We start from the raw sequence: 16,928 nt of genomic DNA, 5'->3' as shown, positions 1-16,928 counted from the left end.
CTTTCCCTCCCCGTTATCGACAGCGGCATGCCACGCGGACTCGGCGCTTGCAACGATGGCGGGAATCGCTATAGGCCCAGGCTCGCTTGCGCACAGTCGGCCGCCAAAGGTCCGCGGCCCCGACGGCCGTTGTTCTTCTGCGGCCTTCCCTGCGTACATGGTTGGATTCGGATTGGAACAGGTGCCGTCATGGCAGTGCCAAAGAGAAAGACTTCGCCTTCGAAGCGCAACATGCGCCGCAGCCATGACGCGCTGTCGGCCCACGCTTTTCAGGAATGCTCGAACTGCGGCGAGCTGAAGCGCCCGCACAATATTTGCCCGTCCTGTGGGCATTACAACGGCCGCGAGGTCGTTTCGATCGGGGCCTGACGGTCACGCTTACCGGGAGGTGCGGCGAGTGAGCGGTGCGCCGCGGATTGCGATTGACGCGATGGGCGGTGACGAGGGTCTGGCGGTTATGCTGGACGGCGTTGCCCTCGCGCGCCGCCAGAATACCGCGCTCCGCTTCCTGCTGGTCGGCGACGAGGCGCAGATTCGCGCCGGGCTCGCCACCCACCCGAATCTGGCCGCTGCGTCGGACATCGTCGCCGCGAGCGAAGTGATCGCCGGCACAGACAAGCCAAGCGCCGCACTGCGCCGGATCAAGACCAGTTCGATGGGCCTGGCGATCACCGCGGTGAAGGCAGGCAATGCGGATGCGGCCGTGTCGTCCGGCAACACCGGCGCGTTGATGGCGATGGCCAAGATCACCCTGCGCACGCTGAAGGGCATCGACCGGCCGGCGCTGGCCGCACTACTGCCGACGCTGGGCGACAATGACCTGGTGATGCTGGATCTTGGCGCCAATACCGAGTGTGATGCGCGCAACCTGGTCGAGTTCGCGGTGATGGGCGCCGCCTATGCCCGCACCGTCAACGGCCTGACCCAGCCGCGCGTCCGTCTGCTCAACATCGGCGAGGAAGAGCTGAAGGGCACCAGCGAGGTCAAGGCCGCGGCGGCCATGCTGCGCGCCGCGCCGAACCTGGCGCTATGCTTCGACGGTTACATCGAAGCGGACCGGCTCGGCCGCGGCGATGTCGACGTCGTCGTGTCGGACGGGTTTACCGGCAATATCGCATTGAAATCGATGGAAGGCACCGCGCGGATGATCACCGACCTGTTGCGCCGGGCGTTCACCAGCTCGCTGCGATCCAAGGCAGGCTTCGTGCTATCGCGCCCGGCCTTCCACATGCTCGGCACCCATCTCGATCCGAACAACCACAATGGCGCGGTATTCCTGGGGCTGAACGGCATTGTCGTGAAAAGCCACGGCGGCGCCAACCCAGCCGGCGTTGCCCACGCGATCGGCGTTGCCGCCAAGCTGGTCCGCGACGATATCGGCCGGCGGATCGCCGACGATCTGACCGGCATTGGCGCGCAGACCTCCGCGACACCGGCCGCCGCGCAATGACAACACGCTCCGTTATCCTCGGCACCGGTTCGGCGCTGCCGCGGCGCTGCGTTTCCAACGCCGAACTCGCCGAAACCATCGACACCACCGACGCGTGGATTGTCGAGCGCACCGGAATCCGCTTCCGCTATATCGCCGGTGAAGGCGAAACGACGGCGACGCTGGCCACCGACGCGGCCCGCCGGGCGCTGGCCGCCGCCGGCATCGCCGCCGACGCGATCGACCTGATCGTCCTCGCCACCGCAACGCCGGATCAGACTTTCCCGGCAACCGCGACCAAGGTGCAGGCGGCACTCGGCATCGACGATTGCGTGGCGTTTGACGTGCAGGCGGTCTGTTCCGGCTTCCTCTATGCGCTGTCCGTCGCCGACAGCATGATCCGCACCGGCGCCGCGCGGACCGCGCTGGTTATCGGCGCGGAAACCTTCAGCCGCATCCTCGACTGGGAAGACCGCGGCACCTGCGTGCTGTTCGGCGACGGGGCCGGCGCCGTCGTGCTCGGCGCGGAACAGGGCGGCGACCGCGGGATCCTCGCCACCCGGCTGCATGCCGACGGACGTCACAACGAGTTGCTCTACGTCGACGGCGGCCCATCTACGACGGAGACGGTCGGCAAGGTGCGGATGAAGGGACGCGAGGTGTTTCGACACGCCGTCGTCAACCTGGCATCGGTGATGAACGAGGTGCTGGAAGAAGCGGGCATTTCCCCCGACGCGATCGACTGGCTGGTCCCGCACCAGGCCAATGCGCGTATCCTGGACGCGACCGCGCGCAAGCTCGGCCTGCCGCCGGAAAAGGTGGTGATGACGGTCGACCGCCACGCCAACACCTCGGCCGCATCGGTGCCGCTGGCGCTGGACACCGCGGTGACCGACGGGCGCATCCGGCGCGGCGACCTCGTCGTGCTGGAGGCGATGGGCGGCGGCTTCACCTGGGGCGCGTCGGTCCTACGCTACTAAAGCACTAGCAGCACTGTGCTTTTACCCAGCGGCGTATTGGTATACTGTACGCCGGCAAGGGGTAAAAAGGGCAAGAGCGAATGGCTGAACCGGGAACTTTGACGCGCGCTGATCTGGCGGAGGCGATTCATCTTGAAATCGGCCTGTCGCGAGCCGAATCGGCGGCGATCGTCGAACAACTGCTCGGTCATATCGGCGATGCACTGGCGAAGGGGGAGAATGTGAAGATCTCCAGCTTCGGCAGCTTCGTGTTGCGCGACAAGGGCGAACGCATCGGCCGCAATCCCAAGACGGGGATCGAAGTACCGATCGCGCCGCGCCGGGTGCTGACCTTCCGCGCCAGCCAGATGATGCGCGACCGCATCGTCCGCGCCGGCTGACCGCCATGTCCGAGGACAAGGCCGCCGGCGCGTTCCGCACCATCGGCGAAGTGTCCGAGGACCTTGGTCTGCCACAGCACATCCTGCGTTACTGGGAAACACGCTTTCCCCAGTTGCGGCCGCTGCAGCGCGCCGGCAAGCGCCGCTATTATCGCCCAGACGACGTGGCGCTGGTTCGGCGGATCAACCGGCTGCTGAACCAGGAAGGCTATACGATCCGGGGCGTGCAGAAACTGCTCGGCACCCATCCGCACGATGACGCGCCCGAACCGGCGCCGATCCAGCCGCAACCGGTGGTTCAGGCACCGGCCGGCCTGTCCGCCGCCATGCTCGCCGAACTCAAGCGGATTCGCGCCCATCTGTCGATCGCGCTGGTCGAGGACCGCGCCTGACCGACTGGTTTCGCTGACTAGGCGATTCGGCCCGCGCCTCATGGTCGGGGCGGCCGCGCCTTCTTGGTTCATGCGCTATCCGCACCTGGTGATGCGATAGCCATCGCCCACCACGCCGCTGCCGATACACAGAAAAACCCCCGGTGAAGCCGTGGCTCCACCGGGGGTTATCTCATGCAGTCCGCGCCGGGCCGGTAGGCCGGCGGCAGGTGCTATTGGGCCGCCTGCAGGTTGACCGCGGCGTACTTGCCACGCCGGTCGACCTCCAGCTCGAACTCCAACCGGTCGCCTTCGTTCAGCGCCGCCATCCCGGCCCGCTCGACTGCGCTGATATGCACGAACGCATCGGGCTGGCCGTCATCGCGCTGAATGAAGCCGAAGCCCTTCATTGCGTTGAAGAACTTCACCGTTCCGGTCGCCTTTTCGCCGGTTAGCTGGCGCTGCGGGCCGCCACGCGGCGCACCACCGCCACTGTCGCGATCCCGCGGCGGCGGGCCGCGATCGGTTACCGGCAGCGGTTCGCCCTCGATCTTCAGATCGGTGGCCGACACGCGACCACCACGATCGACGAGGGTGAAGCCCAGCGGCTGGCCTTCGGCCAGACCGGTCAGCCCGGCCTGCTCGACCGCGCTGATGTGCACGAACACATCCTCGCCGCCATCGTCACGGACGATGAAACCGAAGCCCTTCTGGCCGTTGAAGAATTTTACGACGCCATTGCCTTCGCCGACGACCTGGGCAGGCATGCCGCCACGCCCACCGCCACCACCGAAGCCGCCACCGCCGCCACCGCCGTAGCCGCCGCCACGCGGAGCGCCGTAACCGCCGCCACCGCCGCCGTAGCTATCGCCGCCGCCGAACCGGCTGCTGCCCCTGTCCTGGTAACCGTCGAAATGCTCGTCGCCGAAACCGTCGCGTTTATCGCGCCCACCACGCTGGCCGCGCCGCCCTTTCTCAAAACTCATGCCCTGTTGATCTTTCCCGGTCCGCCCGACTTAACGCGAGACCTTGCACGCCGGGCGACGGGCGCAAGACCTACGGCACGCAAACCAGAGTCGCGCCGACTAGTCGTTCATAGCGAAAAAAACAGCATTGGGCGAACAATTTCGAAGTGACCACGCCAATTGATGACTATTCATCCCTATAGAGTCCGGCAATAACACCCTTCCCGGCTATCCGGCCGAACCCAAAGGCACATCGATGGACGCAATCGTCACCCTGCTATCCGACCCGACGGCATGGGCCGCGCTTGCCACGCTGGTGGTGCTGGAGGTCGTGCTCGGCATCGACAATCTGGTGTTCATCTCGATCCTGTCGAACCGGCTGCCGGAAGGGCAGCGCCAGCGCGCGCGGCGGCTGGGCATCTCGCTGGCGCTTGGCCTGCGGCTTGGCCTGCTGCTTACCGTATCCTGGCTGGTCGGGCTGACAACGCCGGTGTTCGACCTTGGTTTCACCATCGATGGCGATCACGGCCCGGCGCTGGAAACCGCCTTTTCCTGGCGCGACCTGATCCTGATCGCCGGCGGCCTGTTCCTGATCTGGAAGGCCACGACCGAAATCCACCACAGCGTCGACCCGACGCCGTCGCACGCCATGCTCGACAAAAAGGGCGCCGCCGCGCTGTCGTTCGGCAGCGCGATCGTCCAGATTCTGCTGCTCGACCTCGTCTTCTCGATCGATTCGATCCTGACCGCGGTCGGCATGACCGATCACGTACCGATCATGGTCATCGCGGTGATCACCGCCGTCGCCGTGATGCTGCTCGCCGCCGATCCGCTCGCCAATTTCATCGCCAATAACCCGACGGTGGTGATGCTGGCGCTCGGCTTCCTGCTGATGATCGGGCTGGTGCTGATCGCCGACGGTTTCGGCGTCCATGTGCCCAAGGGCTATATCTACACCGCAATGGCCTTCTCCGCGCTGGTCGAGGGGCTGAACATGGCGGCGCGGCGTGCCCGCCGCCGGGCCGGCGGGCATGCTGGCGAATGATCAGCCATTGAGCCGGCGGCCCAGCGCGCCTATTGGCCGCTGATGGCTGTCCATTTCCACGAAGAAGATCTGCCGGAAGGCGTGTTCGCCGCCGGCGCCGCCGTCGCCGTCGATACCGAGACGATGGGGCTGCACCCCGGCCGCGACCGGCTGTGCCTTGTCCAGATTTCCGATGGCGGCGGCGACGAGCATCTCGTCCGCTTCGGCCCCGGCAGCCGCTATGCCGCACCGGTATTGAAGGCGGTACTGAGCGATCCGGCGCGGCTGAAGCTTTATCATTTCGCACGGTTCGATCTGGCGTCGATCCAGGCCTATCTGGGGGTGGTCGCGGCACCGGTCTATTGCACCAAGATCGCGTCGCGGCTGGTGCGGACCTACACCGACCGTCATGGCCTGAAGGAACTGGTCCGCGAACTGCTCGCGCAGGACATCTCGAAGCAGCAGCAATCGTCCGACTGGGGCGGGCCGGTGCTGAGCGACGCGCAGAAAGATTATGCCGCGTCGGACGTGCGCTACCTCCACCAGTTGAAGGAGGAGCTTGACCGCCGGCTGGCGCGCGAGGGGCGCACCGCCCTTGCCCAGGCCTGTTTCGATTTCCTGCCGCACCGCGCCGCGCTCGATCTGGCCGGCTGGCCGGAAATCGATATTTTCGCCCATGTCTGAAATCGCGATCCGGCAGCAGTCGGCGCGGCGACGCTGGGCGGCGCCCGGCAGCCCGCACGATTCGCTGATCCGGGTGCTGCGTGTCATTCTGCCGGCGGCGATCGGCGGGCTGACCGCGCTGCTGGCGATCGCGCCGCTGACCACCGGCAAGGACCTGAGCTTCGTACTCGACAAGGGCAAGGTCGCCGTCGCCAAGGAAAGGATGCGTGTCGTCGCCGCAAATTATCGCGGCCGCGACAGCAAGGACCGACCGTTCGTGCTCAGCGCCGGCTCGGCGGTGCAGCGCAGTTCCGCCGATCCGGTGGTCCGGCTCAACCGGCTGACCGCGCGGATCGAGATGCAGGAAGGCCCGGCGGTCATCGCCGCCAACCAGGGCCGCTATGACATGGACCGGGAAACCATCGCCGTCGACGGCCCGGTGCTGTTCCGTTCGGCCGACGGCTATCGCATCCTGACCCACGACGTCGACGTCGACATCCGCAATCGCATGGCCGCCAGCCGCGGCGCGGTCGAGGGCCAGATGCCGCTCGGCACCTTCAGCGGCGATCGGATGAGCGCCGACCTCAACCAGCGCATCGTCCGGTTGGAGGGCCGCGCCCGCTTGCATATCGATCAACGCGCGGCCAAGGGAACGCAATGACGCGTCTTGTCCCGCTCCTCTCGCTCCTCCTGCTCGGCGCCAGCGGGGCGACGGCCCATGCCCAGGCGTTGAAAAACCACGACACGCGCGCACCTGTCGATGTCGAAGCGGACCGGATCGAAGTGCAGGACCGCGCCGACCGGGCGATCTTTTCCGGCAATGTCCGCGTCCGCCAGTCCGGGCTGGCGCTCGATTCGCAGCGGGTAACCGTCGCCTATGCCGATGCCGCGGCCGGCAGCAGCATCCAGATCCGGCGGCTCGACGCGGCCGGCGGAGTGGTGGTCCGCAGCCGCGGCGAAACCGCGCGCGGCGACTTCGCGATCTACGACCTCGACCGGCGCCAGATCACCATGCTCGGCAACGTCATCCTCGATCAGGGTTCAAACCATCTGCGCGGTGCGCGGCTGGTCTACGATCTCGATAGCGGCCGCGCCTCGGTTGACGGCGCCGCAACCGGCGGCCCGCGCATCGAAGGCGGCACCGGCGGCCGGGTGACCGGCCGGTTCACCGTGCCGGATCGTGGCAATGCCGCCCCAAATCCGGCGCCGACACCCCAGCCGTGACGATGGCGGGTTGCCGCCATGCACGAAGCTTGCCAGAATCCCCGCCGTTAACCATCGCCTAACCGCTTCATGCGACCAGCCGGAATCAGGATGGACGATATAGCAGCCTTTTCCTCTCACGACATGCCGCCGCCGGCCGACGGTCTGGCGCTGGTGTCGATCGCCAAGGCCTATGACCGGCGGTCGGTGCTGTCCGACGTATCGCTGTCGGTCGCGCGCGGCGAGGTCGTCGGCCTGCTCGGCCCGAACGGCGCCGGCAAGACCACCTGTTTCTATTCGGTGATGGGGCTGGTCCGCCCCGATTCGGGCCGGATCATGCTGGACGGAGAGGATATCACCGGCCTGCCGATGTACCGGCGCGCAATCCTCGGCCTCGGCTATCTGCCACAGGAAACGTCGATTTTCCGTGGCCTCAGCGTCGGCCAGAACATCTCGGCGGTGCTGGAGATGACCGAACCGGACAAGGCGGTCCGCGCCGAACGGCTGGAAACGCTGCTCGCCGAATTCGGCCTGACCCGACTGCGCGACGCCCCGGCGATGGCGCTGTCCGGCGGTGAGCGGCGACGCTGCGAGATTGCCCGCGCGCTGGCCGCGGACCCGTCGATCATGCTGCTCGACGAACCGTTCGCCGGCATCGACCCGATCTCCATCGCCGACATCCGCGACCTGGTCCGCGACCTGAAGAAGCGCAACATCGGCGTGCTGATCACCGACCACAACGTCCGCGAAACACTGGATATCGTCGACCGCGCCTGCATCATCTACGACGGGCGGGTGCTGTTCGCCGGCAGCCCGGCGGCGCTCGTTGCCGACGAAAATGTCCGGCGCCTCTACCTCGGCGAAAGCTTCGAGTTGTAGCGACGATGGCGATCGGCCCGCGCCTCGACCTGCGCCAGAGCCAGTCGCTGGTGATGACGCCGCAGCTTCAGCAGGCGATCAAACTGCTCGCGCTGTCCAATCTGGAGGTGGAAAGCTTCATCGCCGAAGAACTGGAGCGTAACCCGCTGCTCGATTCCGGCGGAGATGAACGCGGCGATCCGGTTCCTGACGGCGATAGCGCCGGGCACGACGACAGCAGCGACGCGGGCGGCGAAATCGGCGGCGAGGCGCCGGAGCCGGAAACCGCCGATCGGCTGCTCGAACATGGCGCCGCCGACAGCGACGCCCCGCTCGATGTCGACTACGCCGCCGAAACCTTCCATCATGACAGCGCCGCCGACGCGGCGGCGCCCGGCATGGACGGGGCGCTTGGCCTTGGCGGCAGCGGCGGCGCGGGCGGGGACGGCGAAGCGATCGATTTCGACAGCTTCGCGGCGGACGCGCCGTCGCTCCACGATCATTTGCTGGCCCAGGCCGGCACCGCCTTCGCCGCGGCGGATCTGACGATTGCCGGCCACCTGATCGACCAGATCGACGAGGCCGGCTATCTCGATGCCGATCTGCTCGACATGGCGACCCGGCTGGGCGTCCCGCTCGCGCGGATCGAACGGGTGCTGGCGGTGGTCCAGGGCTTCGACCCGACCGGGGTCGGCGCCCGCTCGCTCGGCGAATGCCTGGCGTTGCAGGCGCGCGAAGCCGACCGCTACGACCCGGCGATGGCGCGGCTGCTCGACAATCTCGATCTGCTTGCCGCCGGGCGAATCAATCGGCTGAAACGCATGTGCGGCGTCGAGGACGAAGACATGGCCGACATGATCCGCGAATTGCGCGGTTACGATCCGAAACCGGGGCTGCGCTTCGGCGGTGAGCGCAGCCCGGCGGTGACGCCGGACCTGTTCGTTGCCCGGCGCGGTGCCGGTTGGGCGATCGAAATCAACGCCGCAACGCTGCCGCGCCTGCTGGTCAACCGCAGCTATTATGTCGATTTGCAGGCCGGCAGCCCGGACAAGGCGGCGAAGAGCTGGTTGTCCGAATGCCTCGCCAGCGCCAACTGGCTGGTCCGCGCCCTCGACCAGCGCCAGCGAACGATCATCAAGGTCGCCAGCGAGATCGTGAAACAGCAGGAGGCGTTTTTCCTGCACGGCGTCGCCCATTTGCGGCCGCTGACGCTGCGCACGGTGGCGGAGGCGATCGGCATGCACGAATCGACGGTCAGCCGTGTCACCAGCAACAAGTATCTGAGCTGCGCGCGCGGGCTGTTCGAACTGAAATACTTCTTCACCAGCGCGATTCAGGCGGCCGACGGCGGCGAATCGGTGTCGGCGGAAGCGGTGAAGAGCGCGATCCGGGCGCTGATCGCGGCGGAGGATCGCGACGCGATTCTGTCCGACGACGCGCTGGTCGACATGCTGCGCGAACGCGGCTTCGACATCGCCCGGCGGACCGTCGCCAAATATCGCGAGGCGATAGGCATCGGCTCGTCGGTGCAGCGGCGGCGGCAAAAGGCACTGGACATGCACGCGGCCTGATCGGCCCGCCGCAATCTCAACGCGGCGTTAACCAGTTCGCAACGCCTGCTACGCATAGCCTTCCCATCCGTATTAGCGAAGGCAGGCGTAACCCCCATGATGAACGGCCGGAACTACTGCATATTCAGCCTCGGGCTGGTGCTTGCCGCGTGCGGCGGCGGGGGCGGGGTCAATTCCACCCCGGCCCCTACCCCCACGCCAAGCCCGTCGCCTTCGCCGAGCCCGTCACCCTCGCCGAGCCCGTCACCCTCGCCGAGCCCATCACCCTCGCCGAGCCCATCACCCTCGCCCAGTCCCACGCCGACCAACACGACGCTCAGTCCGTTGTCGGTCAGCGAGACCTTCCAGGCGGCCGGCGCGTCGGTGAACACAACGGTCAACAAGACGACGACAACCGCCAGCGGCATCACTTCCGCCGCGCGCGATTTCGGCGGCGGCGTGTCCCTCGCCTATAACGCGGCGACCGGCGGCTATACGATCACCGACGGCGCGGCGAGCAAGACCTTCCTGCCGGCAGACCGAAGCGCCGCCGACAGCACCGCGGTCATCAGCGTCTACGGCCGTTCCGACGCCGCCAACCGCAGCGACCAGTTGGTGCTGTTCAACCCCGGCACCGGCAACACGGTGCTGGCTCTGACCTATGTCAGCTACGGCGCCTGGCAGACGATCCTCGACGATGGCGGGTCGCTGAACGTCGACCAGCGTTACTTCGTCTACGGCATCCGCCAGGGAGCGAACCAGCCGAGCACCGGTTCGGCAAGCTATACCACCCAGGTCGACGGGTCGTGGAACACCACATCCGGGCTCTTCGCACTTGGCGGCACAGCTACGTTCAACGCCGACTTTTCGGCGATGACGGTATCGACCGACCTCAGCCTGACCGGCACCGACATCCTCGACGGCTCCCGCACCAGAACGCTTGGTCTGTTCAAGGGCACAGGCACCATCGCCCAGTTCGGCGGCGGGTTCGGCGGCACCTTCGCCCATCAGGGCACCGATGCCGGCGGCAATGTCTATTCCGGCGGGTTCAACGGCGCCTTCTTCGGCCCGACGGGCAGCGAGATGGGCTACACCTACCGCCTGACCGGCGCCAACGGCGCCGCGGTCGGCGCGGTCGTCGGCAAGAAAAACTAACCGGTCGCGCCATGTTCCGGCTGCTGATCGCCGCCGCGCTCGCCTTGTGCGGTGGGGCAGCGGCGGCGCAGGCGCCCCCGGCCGATTGCCCGCCGGACCGCGCCTGCGCGACCAATCTGACCGCCGCAGAGGTCTTCGCCGCCGCCGACCGCTATATCGGCGCCGGCCGGCTCGACGACGCCGAAACCCTGCTGCGCGGCCTGACCGGCGATGGGCAGGCCGACATCCGCGCCGAAGCGCGCTTCCGCCTCGCCCGCCTGCGTGAAAGCCGGGGTGACCGCGACAGCGCGGTCGCGCTGCTGAAGGCGTTGCTCGACGAGCAACCGAATGCCCAGCCGGTGCGGCTGGAACTGGCGCGCCTGCTCGCCCTCGCCGGTGACGAATCCGGCGCCCGTCGCGAACTGCGCCGCGCCGGCGCCGCCGGCTTGCCGGAGGACGTCGCCCGCGCCGTCGACCGCTTCGCCGCCGCGCTGCGCTCCAGCCGCCCGTTCGGCGGATCGTTCGAAATCGCGCTCGCGCCGGACAGCAACATCAACCGCGCCACCGCGCGCGAGACCGTCGATACGGTCATCGCCCCGCTTTACCTGGACGACGACGCCCGTGCCCGCTCCGGCCTTGGCGTCGCAATCGCCGGTCAGGCTTTCGCCCGCGTCGACCTGTCGGACACCACGTCCTGGCTGACCCGGCTGTCCGGCAGCGCCAACCTATACGGCGCCAGCCGCTTCAACGACATCATCGCCACCGTCGCCACCGGCCCGGAAATCCGCGCCGGGCGCACCCGCTGGCGACCGGCGGCGATCGCCAGCAAGCGCTGGTTCGGCGGCCGGCTCTATGCCAACAGCTATGGCGCGTCGCTCAACGTGCTGAAACCGCTCGACCCGCGCAGCCAGATCGAGATCGAAGCGACCGCGCTTAAAAGCCGCTACCCGTTGGTCCCGGCGCAGAACGGGACGCTCTATGACCTGAACATCGCCTATGATCGTGCGATCACGCCGCGCTTCAGCACCCGCATCGGCGCGCGATTCGATCGGCAGACAGCGGCGATGTCCGCGCTCGCCTCGACCAGCGGCGCGATCGAGCTGCTCGCGGCGCGCAGCTTCGGCAAACAATTGCTGTTCGTGCAGGGCAGCGTCAGCCGGCTGGGCAGCGATGCGCGGCTCGGCCTGTTTCCCAAGACACGCCGCGACACCCGCTGGGATGTGACCGGCGGCATCGTGCTGCGCCAGTTCAGCTATAAGGGCCTGTCCCCACTGCTGCGCGTCACCCGGTCGGTCAACGATTCGACCGTCGGCCTCTATGCATTCAAGCGCACCCGCTTCGAATTCGCGCTGTCGCGAGAATTCTAGCGGCGCGGCCCAATCTCATCGTATCGCCGCCCAGTCGATCGGCTGGTGCCGGTCGATCGCCGCGTCGGCTGGCGGCATCGGGTATTTGAGGCCACTGGCGCAGTTATAGAGCACGGCGCGGTCGGTGCGGGCGATCAGCCCCTGGTCAAGCGCCGCTTCCCACGCCGCCGCCGTCGCCGCCCCTTCCGGGCAGAGCAGAAAACCGCCTTCGCGCGCCACCCGGTCGCGGACCTCGATGATCGCGTCGTCATCGACCGCGATCGCGAAGCCGCCCGATTCGCGCACCGCGTTCAAAATCAGGAAATCGCCGATCGCGCCGGGCACGCGGATGCCGGAGGCGACGGTATGGGCGTTGGCAACCGGCTCGGCATGGTCAGCGCCGGCTTTCCATGCGTTGACGATCGGCGCGCAGCCGCTGGCCTGCACCGCCACCATCCGTGGCCGCTCCGGCCCGATCAGGCCAATCGCCTCCAGTTCGGCGAACGCCTTCCACATGCCGATCAACCCGGTGCCGCCGCCGGTCGGGTAGAAAATGACGTCGGGCACCTGCCAGCCGAGCTGCTCGACCAGTTCCAGCCCCATCGTCTTCTTGCCTTCGATCCGATACGGCTCCTTCAGCGTCGACAGGTCGAACCAGCCCATCGCCTCCCGCCCGTCGCCGACGATCCTGCCGCAGTCGCCGATCAGGCCGTTGACCCGCCACACCTTCGCGCCCTGCAGCGCGATCTCGCGGACGTTCACCTCAGGCGTATCATCGGGGCAGAAGACATAGGATTCGATCCCCGCCGCCGCGCAATAGGCGGCCATCGCGGCGCCGGCATTGCCGTTGGTCGGCATGGCGATGCGGCGGATGCCCAGTTCCTTGGCCATGCTGACCGCCATCACCAGTCCGCGCGCCTTGAACGACCCGGTCGGCAACCGGCCCTCATCCTTGACGATCGGCGCCACCGCGCCATGCCGGTCACCGAGCACCGGCACCGGCACCAGCGGCGTCGCCACCTCGCCCAGGCTGACGATATTGGCGGTGGCGCGCACCGGCAGCATCTCGCGCCATTTCCACATGTCGGGCGCCCGTGCCGCCAGCACCGCGCGACTCAATACGTCGCGCACACGGTCCAGATCGTAACGGACGAGCAGCGGTTTGCCGACCCGCGACAGGCCGTGGACGGTATCGGCGGGGTAACGCTCCCCCGTCGCGGCGCATTCGAGATGGCTGACGAAGGTCGGGCGGTCGACGATGTTCGGCTGGGTCATGTGCGCTGTGTGCGGCATTCCGCCGCGCGATGCCAGCATGGTCAGCGCCGGGCTATTCGGCCGGGCGACCCAGTTCCCGGGCGCGCTGAGCCAGACGAACGGCCTCGTCGATCAGCGCCGCGGCACTATCGCCACGCTTGCCGACCGCGATCGCCAGACAATTGCTCGCCTCGGCGCGCAGACGGCCGGCCCGTTCGGCCTGGCGGGCCGTTCTGGCCTGCCGGAAGAAATCGCTCACACCCATGCGGCAGAAGCGCGGATCGCCGCGGAAAGTTCCCGCTTTCCACGGTGAGCCGCAGCGTCCGCGCGGCGACGTTGCCGCGACGCTACACGTCGAGGTTGGCGACGCTCAGCGCGTTCTGCTGAATGAACTCACGGCGCGGATCGACGACATCGCCCATCAACCGGGTGAAGATTTCGTCGGCCAGATCGGCCTGCGCTACCTGCACGCGGAGCAGTGAGCGGTTCTGCGGGTCGAGCGTCGTCTCCCACAGCTGTTCGGAATTCATCTCGCCCAGACCCTTGTAGCGCTGGATCGCCAGCCCCTTGCGCCCGGCGGCGAGCACCGCCTCCAGCAGCTCGCTCGGCCGGTTGACGGGGGTGCCGCGCGTATCGACGACATCCTCCTCGCCTTCTTCATCGCGCGCGGCGGCCGCCTGCCGGGCGGCAACCAGCCGCGCCGGGGCGGCATAGGCCTGTGCCTGTTCCTGGGTCAGGCCGTGAAGCTTGCGCGCCTCGGCGCTGGCCAGGAAGGCGCCGTCTACATGGTGATGGTCGGTCACGCCGCGCCACAGCCGGGCCAGGTGGTAGCCGCCGTCGCTGCCGAGCGAACCGCTCCAGCGCGCGCCGGGGTCGGCCGTGCCCAGCCAGGCGGCGACACGATCGACCGCCGCCGTCTTGCCCGCCTCGTCCAGTTCCGTCGCCAGCGCCCCGGTCAGCGCCATCGCCTCGACGATCGCCGGATCGTAACGGCGCGGGATATAAGTCATCAGCATCCGCATGCGCCGGGCATGTTCGACCAGCAGGCGCAGGTCGTCGCCGGCACGCTGGCCTTCGGTGCCGTCCAGCACCATCGTCGCCAGCCCGGCGTCGATCAGATACTGGTCGAGCGCGCCGTCGTCCTTCAGATAGACTTCGGACCGGCCGCGTGTCGCCTTGTACAGCGGCGGCTGGGCGATGAACAAATGGCCGCGGTGAATGATTTCCGGCATCTGCCGGTAAAAGAAAGTCAGCAGCAGCGTACGGATATGGGCGCCGTCGACGTCGGCGTCCGTCATGATGACGATCTTGTGGTAGCGCAGCTTGTCGATGTTGAAATCGTCGCGGCCGATGCCGGTGCCGAGCGCCTGGATCAGCGTGCCGACCTCCTTCGACGACAGCATCCGGTCGAAGCGGGCGCGCTCGACATTCAGGATCTTGCCCTTCAACGGCAGGATCGCCTGATAATGCCGGTCGCGACCCTGCTTGGCGGAACCGCCGGCGGAATCGCCCTCGACCAGGAACAGTTCGGACTTGGCCGGGTCGCGTTCCTGGCAATCGGCCAGCTTGCCGGGAAGCGAGGCGATGTCCATCGCCCCCTTGCGCCGGGTCAGTTCGCGCGCCTTCTTCGCCGCCTCGCGCGCCGCAGCCGCGTCGATCACCTTCTGGACGATCGAGCGGGCGTCCGTCGGGTTCTCTTCCAGCCACTCGGCCATCTTGTCCGACATCAGCGCCTCGAGCGGCTGGCGGACTTCCGACGAGACCAGCTTGTCCTTGGTCTGCGACGAGAATTTCGGGTCGGGCAGTTTGACGGAAACGATCGCCGTCAGCCCCTCGCGCATGTCGTCGCCGGTCAGGCTGACCTTTTCCTTCTTCAGCAGGCCGGACTTGTCGGCATAGCTGTTCAGCGTGCGGGTCAGCGCGGCGCGGAACGCCGCCATGTGGGTGCCGCCGTCGCGCTGCGGGATGTTGTTGGTGAAGGCGAGGACGTTCTCGTAATAACTGTCGTTCCATTCGAGCGCGACGTCGATGCCGATCGAATCGCGCTGGCCGTGGACGGTGATCGGCTCGGGGAACAACGGCGTCTTGTTGCGGTCGAGGAACTTGACGAACGCCGCAATGCCACCTTCGTAATGCAGCTCGCGTGACACCGGCTCCTCGCCGCGCGCGTCGGTCAGCCGCAGCCGGACGCCGGAATTGAGGAAAGCCAGTTCGCGGAAACGGTGCTCAAGTTGCTCGAAGTCGAAGACGACGATCTTGAACGTCTCCGGCGACGGCAGGAAGGTGACACGGGTGCCGCGCTTGTCGCCGGCCGGGCCGACGACTTTCAGCGGCGCGACCGCCTCGCCATGCTCGAAGCGCATGAAATGCTCTTCGCCGCCACGCCAGATGGTCAGTTCCAGAAACTCGCTGAGCGCGTTGACCACCGACACGCCGACGCCGTGCAGGCCGCCCGACACCTTGTAGGCGTTGTCGTCGACACTGTTTTCGAACTTCCCGCCGGCGTGGAGCTGGGTCATGATGACCTCGGCCGCCGACACGCCTTCCTCCGGGTGGATGCCGGTCGGAATACCGCGGCCGTTATCCTCCACCGACACCGATCCGTCCGGGTTCAGCTGAATCTGGATCAGGTCGCAATAACCGGCCAGCGCCTCGTCGATCGCGTTGTCCGATACCTCGAACACCATGTGGTGCAGGCCCGATCCGTCGTCGGTGTCGCCAATATACATGCCCGGCCGCTTGCGAACCGCGTCCAGGCCCTTGAGCACCTTGATGGAGGCGGCGCCGTAGCCGCTTGTGTCGGGAGATGTTGCCATGCACAGTATATAGCCATCACGCGCCGAAAACCCAATCAAAAGTGGGATCGGAAAGGCTTGCCAACCAAAGTATCGCGGTTAAGGGTCGGGGGTAACAGGGGTCTGGGGATACGAATTTGCTGCTGTCGCGCAATTATCCGGCTGCGCCTGCGCTCGCCCCCTATCTGCGGCGCATCTACGTATTCGAGGCGGACCTGCCGCCAGACCACACGGTCATCGACCGGCTGCTCGCCGAAACCGCGTTCATCCGCATCCTGCTGAAAGGCGAATGGCTGGGCGAAGTGGCGCCCGGCGACTGGCGCGGCGCCGGCCCGGTGGTGCTGTTCGGCTCTAATTTCCGGCCGTTCACGGTCAAGGTCACCGGCCCGTTCCGGGTGATCGGCGTGTCGATCCACCCCAGCGCCTGGCGCACGCTGTTCGGCCGCCCGGCCAGCGACTATGCCGACAGCATGTGCCCGTTGCACGATCTGTGGGGCGACGATGCCGACCGCCTGCTCCACGGCGTCCGTGACGCCGCTGACGATACCGGCGTGGTCGCGGCGATCGAAGCGGTGGTCGCCGACCGGATCGCGCGCGCCGACCATCCGACCGACCCGCAGATGCTGCGTTTCGAATATATCGCGCGCAACGACAGCACGATCCGCGTCGTCGACGCGGCCGAACGGCTGGGCCTGTCCGTCCGCCAGATGGAGCGTCAGTGCCGCGCCGCCTTCGGCCATTCGCCAAAAGCGGTGCTTCGTCGCAGCCGCGCCCTCGACATGGCGATGGCGATGCGCGGCTTCAGCCGGTTCAGCGCCGACGAACTGGCCGCGCTCAACTATTTCGACCAGTCGCACCTGAACCGGGAATTCCGCCACTTCTTCGGCATGACCCCGGGCGCCTTCGCCGCCGCCCCGACCCCGCTGTTCACCGCCGGGCTCAAGCTACGGGCCGAGGGCCTGTACTGAAAAACGCG

At 67.4% G+C, this 16,928-nt stretch carries 19 protein-coding genes; 15 read left to right on the top strand and 4 right to left on the bottom strand.

The window, feature by feature from the left end; translation table 11 throughout:
* Positions 1–189 precede the first annotated feature (189 nt).
* The 5 genes from rpmF to ACMT1E_RS00535 all read left to right on the top strand — a co-directional run bounded on the left by rpmF (position 190) and on the right by ACMT1E_RS00535 (position 3,181).
* Positions 190–369: a 50S ribosomal protein L32 gene (rpmF, locus tag ACMT1E_RS00555; protein ID WP_136163439.1), complete on the top strand. Its 180-nt coding sequence runs from the start codon at positions 190–192 to the stop codon at positions 367–369.
* 28 nt (positions 370–397) lie between these two features.
* Positions 398–1,450, top strand: coding sequence for a phosphate acyltransferase PlsX (gene plsX / locus ACMT1E_RS00550; protein ID WP_414901533.1), 1,053 nt, complete (start codon positions 398–400; stop codon positions 1,448–1,450).
* Positions 1,447–2,409 carry a beta-ketoacyl-ACP synthase III gene (locus tag ACMT1E_RS00545; protein ID WP_414901531.1) on the top strand — a complete coding sequence of 321 codons (963 nt, stop codon included), beginning with the start codon at positions 1,447–1,449 and terminating at the stop codon, positions 2,407–2,409. Before plsX ends, ACMT1E_RS00545 begins: the two co-directional genes overlap by 4 nt.
* A gap of 80 nt (positions 2,410–2,489) precedes the next feature.
* Positions 2,490–2,789 carry an integration host factor subunit alpha gene (locus ACMT1E_RS00540; RefSeq protein ID WP_414901530.1) on the top strand — a complete coding sequence of 100 codons (300 nt, stop codon included), beginning with the start codon at positions 2,490–2,492 and terminating at the stop codon, positions 2,787–2,789.
* Between the two features lie 5 nt (positions 2,790–2,794).
* The gene (locus ACMT1E_RS00535) at positions 2,795–3,181 is read left to right on the top strand and encodes a MerR family transcriptional regulator (RefSeq protein ID WP_414901529.1); all 387 of its coding nucleotides are present in this window, start codon (positions 2,795–2,797) and stop codon (positions 3,179–3,181) included.
* Positions 3,182–3,393: 212 nt separating this feature from the next.
* Here the strand turns inward: ACMT1E_RS00535 and ACMT1E_RS00530 are convergent, their stop codons facing one another.
* On the bottom strand, positions 3,394–4,146 hold the full coding sequence (locus tag ACMT1E_RS00530; RefSeq protein WP_414901528.1) for a cold-shock protein: 753 nt from the start codon (positions 4,144–4,146) through the stop codon (positions 3,394–3,396).
* Between the two features lie 235 nt (positions 4,147–4,381).
* Here ACMT1E_RS00530 and ACMT1E_RS00525 point away from each other — a divergent pair, with 235 nt between their 5' ends.
* The 6 genes from ACMT1E_RS00525 (at position 4,382) to rpoN (ending at position 9,444) form a co-directional block, all read left to right on the top strand.
* Positions 4,382–5,170: a TerC family protein gene (locus tag ACMT1E_RS00525; RefSeq protein ID WP_414901527.1), complete on the top strand. Its 789-nt coding sequence runs from the start codon at positions 4,382–4,384 to the stop codon at positions 5,168–5,170.
* 42 nt (positions 5,171–5,212) lie between these two features.
* Positions 5,213–5,833, top strand: a complete 621-nt coding sequence (locus ACMT1E_RS00520; RefSeq protein ID WP_414901525.1) for a ribonuclease D — start codon at positions 5,213–5,215, stop codon at positions 5,831–5,833.
* A complete protein-coding gene (lptC, locus tag ACMT1E_RS00515) occupies positions 5,826–6,473 on the top strand; it encodes an LPS export ABC transporter periplasmic protein LptC (protein ID WP_414901524.1) in 648 nt (215 codons plus the stop codon). The genes ACMT1E_RS00520 and lptC overlap by 8 nt, the downstream gene beginning before the upstream one ends.
* On the top strand, positions 6,470–7,036 hold the full coding sequence (locus tag ACMT1E_RS00510) for an LptA/OstA family protein (protein WP_414901522.1): 567 nt from the start codon (positions 6,470–6,472) through the stop codon (positions 7,034–7,036). The genes lptC and ACMT1E_RS00510 overlap by 4 nt, the downstream gene beginning before the upstream one ends.
* A 90-nt stretch (positions 7,037–7,126) precedes the next feature.
* A complete protein-coding gene (lptB, locus tag ACMT1E_RS00505; RefSeq protein ID WP_414901521.1) occupies positions 7,127–7,894 on the top strand; it encodes an LPS export ABC transporter ATP-binding protein in 768 nt (255 codons plus the stop codon).
* A 5-nt stretch (positions 7,895–7,899) separates the two neighbouring features.
* Positions 7,900–9,444: an RNA polymerase factor sigma-54 gene (rpoN, locus tag ACMT1E_RS00500; RefSeq protein WP_414901520.1), complete on the top strand. Its 1,545-nt coding sequence runs from the start codon at positions 7,900–7,902 to the stop codon at positions 9,442–9,444.
* A 113-nt stretch (positions 9,445–9,557) separates the two neighbouring features.
* Here rpoN and ACMT1E_RS00495 read toward each other — a convergent pair whose 3' ends face one another.
* A complete protein-coding gene (locus tag ACMT1E_RS00495; RefSeq protein WP_414901518.1) occupies positions 9,558–9,824 on the bottom strand; it encodes a hypothetical protein in 267 nt (88 codons plus the stop codon).
* Between ACMT1E_RS00495 and ACMT1E_RS00490 the strand changes: the two genes are divergently transcribed.
* Together ACMT1E_RS00490 and ACMT1E_RS00485 are read left to right on the top strand one after the other, a co-directional pair.
* Positions 9,808–10,578: a hypothetical protein gene (locus ACMT1E_RS00490; RefSeq protein ID WP_414901517.1), complete on the top strand. Its 771-nt coding sequence runs from the start codon at positions 9,808–9,810 to the stop codon at positions 10,576–10,578. The genes ACMT1E_RS00495 and ACMT1E_RS00490 overlap by 17 nt on opposite strands.
* 11 nt (positions 10,579–10,589) lie before the next feature.
* Positions 10,590–11,924 carry a surface lipoprotein assembly modifier gene (locus ACMT1E_RS00485; RefSeq protein ID WP_414901515.1) on the top strand — a complete coding sequence of 445 codons (1,335 nt, stop codon included), beginning with the start codon at positions 10,590–10,592 and terminating at the stop codon, positions 11,922–11,924.
* Between the two features lie 15 nt (positions 11,925–11,939).
* Here ACMT1E_RS00485 and ACMT1E_RS00480 read toward each other — a convergent pair whose 3' ends face one another.
* Positions 11,940–13,196: a threonine synthase gene (locus ACMT1E_RS00480; protein ID WP_414901514.1), complete on the bottom strand. Its 1,257-nt coding sequence runs from the start codon at positions 13,194–13,196 to the stop codon at positions 11,940–11,942.
* Between the two features lie 19 nt (positions 13,197–13,215).
* Between ACMT1E_RS00480 and ACMT1E_RS00475 the strand changes: the two genes are divergently transcribed.
* Positions 13,216–13,470: a hypothetical protein gene (locus tag ACMT1E_RS00475; RefSeq protein WP_414901513.1), complete on the top strand. Its 255-nt coding sequence runs from the start codon at positions 13,216–13,218 to the stop codon at positions 13,468–13,470.
* Between the two features lie 34 nt (positions 13,471–13,504).
* On the opposite strand, the gene gyrB is transcribed toward ACMT1E_RS00475, so the two are convergent.
* Positions 13,505–15,973 (bottom strand): DNA topoisomerase (ATP-hydrolyzing) subunit B, encoded by a 2,469-nt coding sequence (gyrB, locus tag ACMT1E_RS00470; RefSeq protein ID WP_414901511.1) that lies wholly within the window; start codon positions 15,971–15,973, stop codon positions 13,505–13,507.
* Positions 15,974–16,089: 116 nt separating this feature from the next.
* On the opposite strand from gyrB, the gene ACMT1E_RS00465 reads away from it, so the two are divergent.
* Positions 16,090–16,920 carry a helix-turn-helix domain-containing protein gene (locus ACMT1E_RS00465; RefSeq protein ID WP_414901509.1) on the top strand — a complete coding sequence of 277 codons (831 nt, stop codon included), beginning with the start codon at positions 16,090–16,092 and terminating at the stop codon, positions 16,918–16,920.
* Positions 16,921–16,928 lie beyond the last annotated feature (8 nt).

This window comes from Sphingomonas flavalba (assembly GCF_047553045.1).
Taxonomy (GTDB): domain Bacteria; phylum Pseudomonadota; class Alphaproteobacteria; order Sphingomonadales; family Sphingomonadaceae; genus Sphingomonas_L; species Sphingomonas_L flavalba_A.
This window is presented reverse-complemented; position numbering and strand designations above follow the sequence as displayed.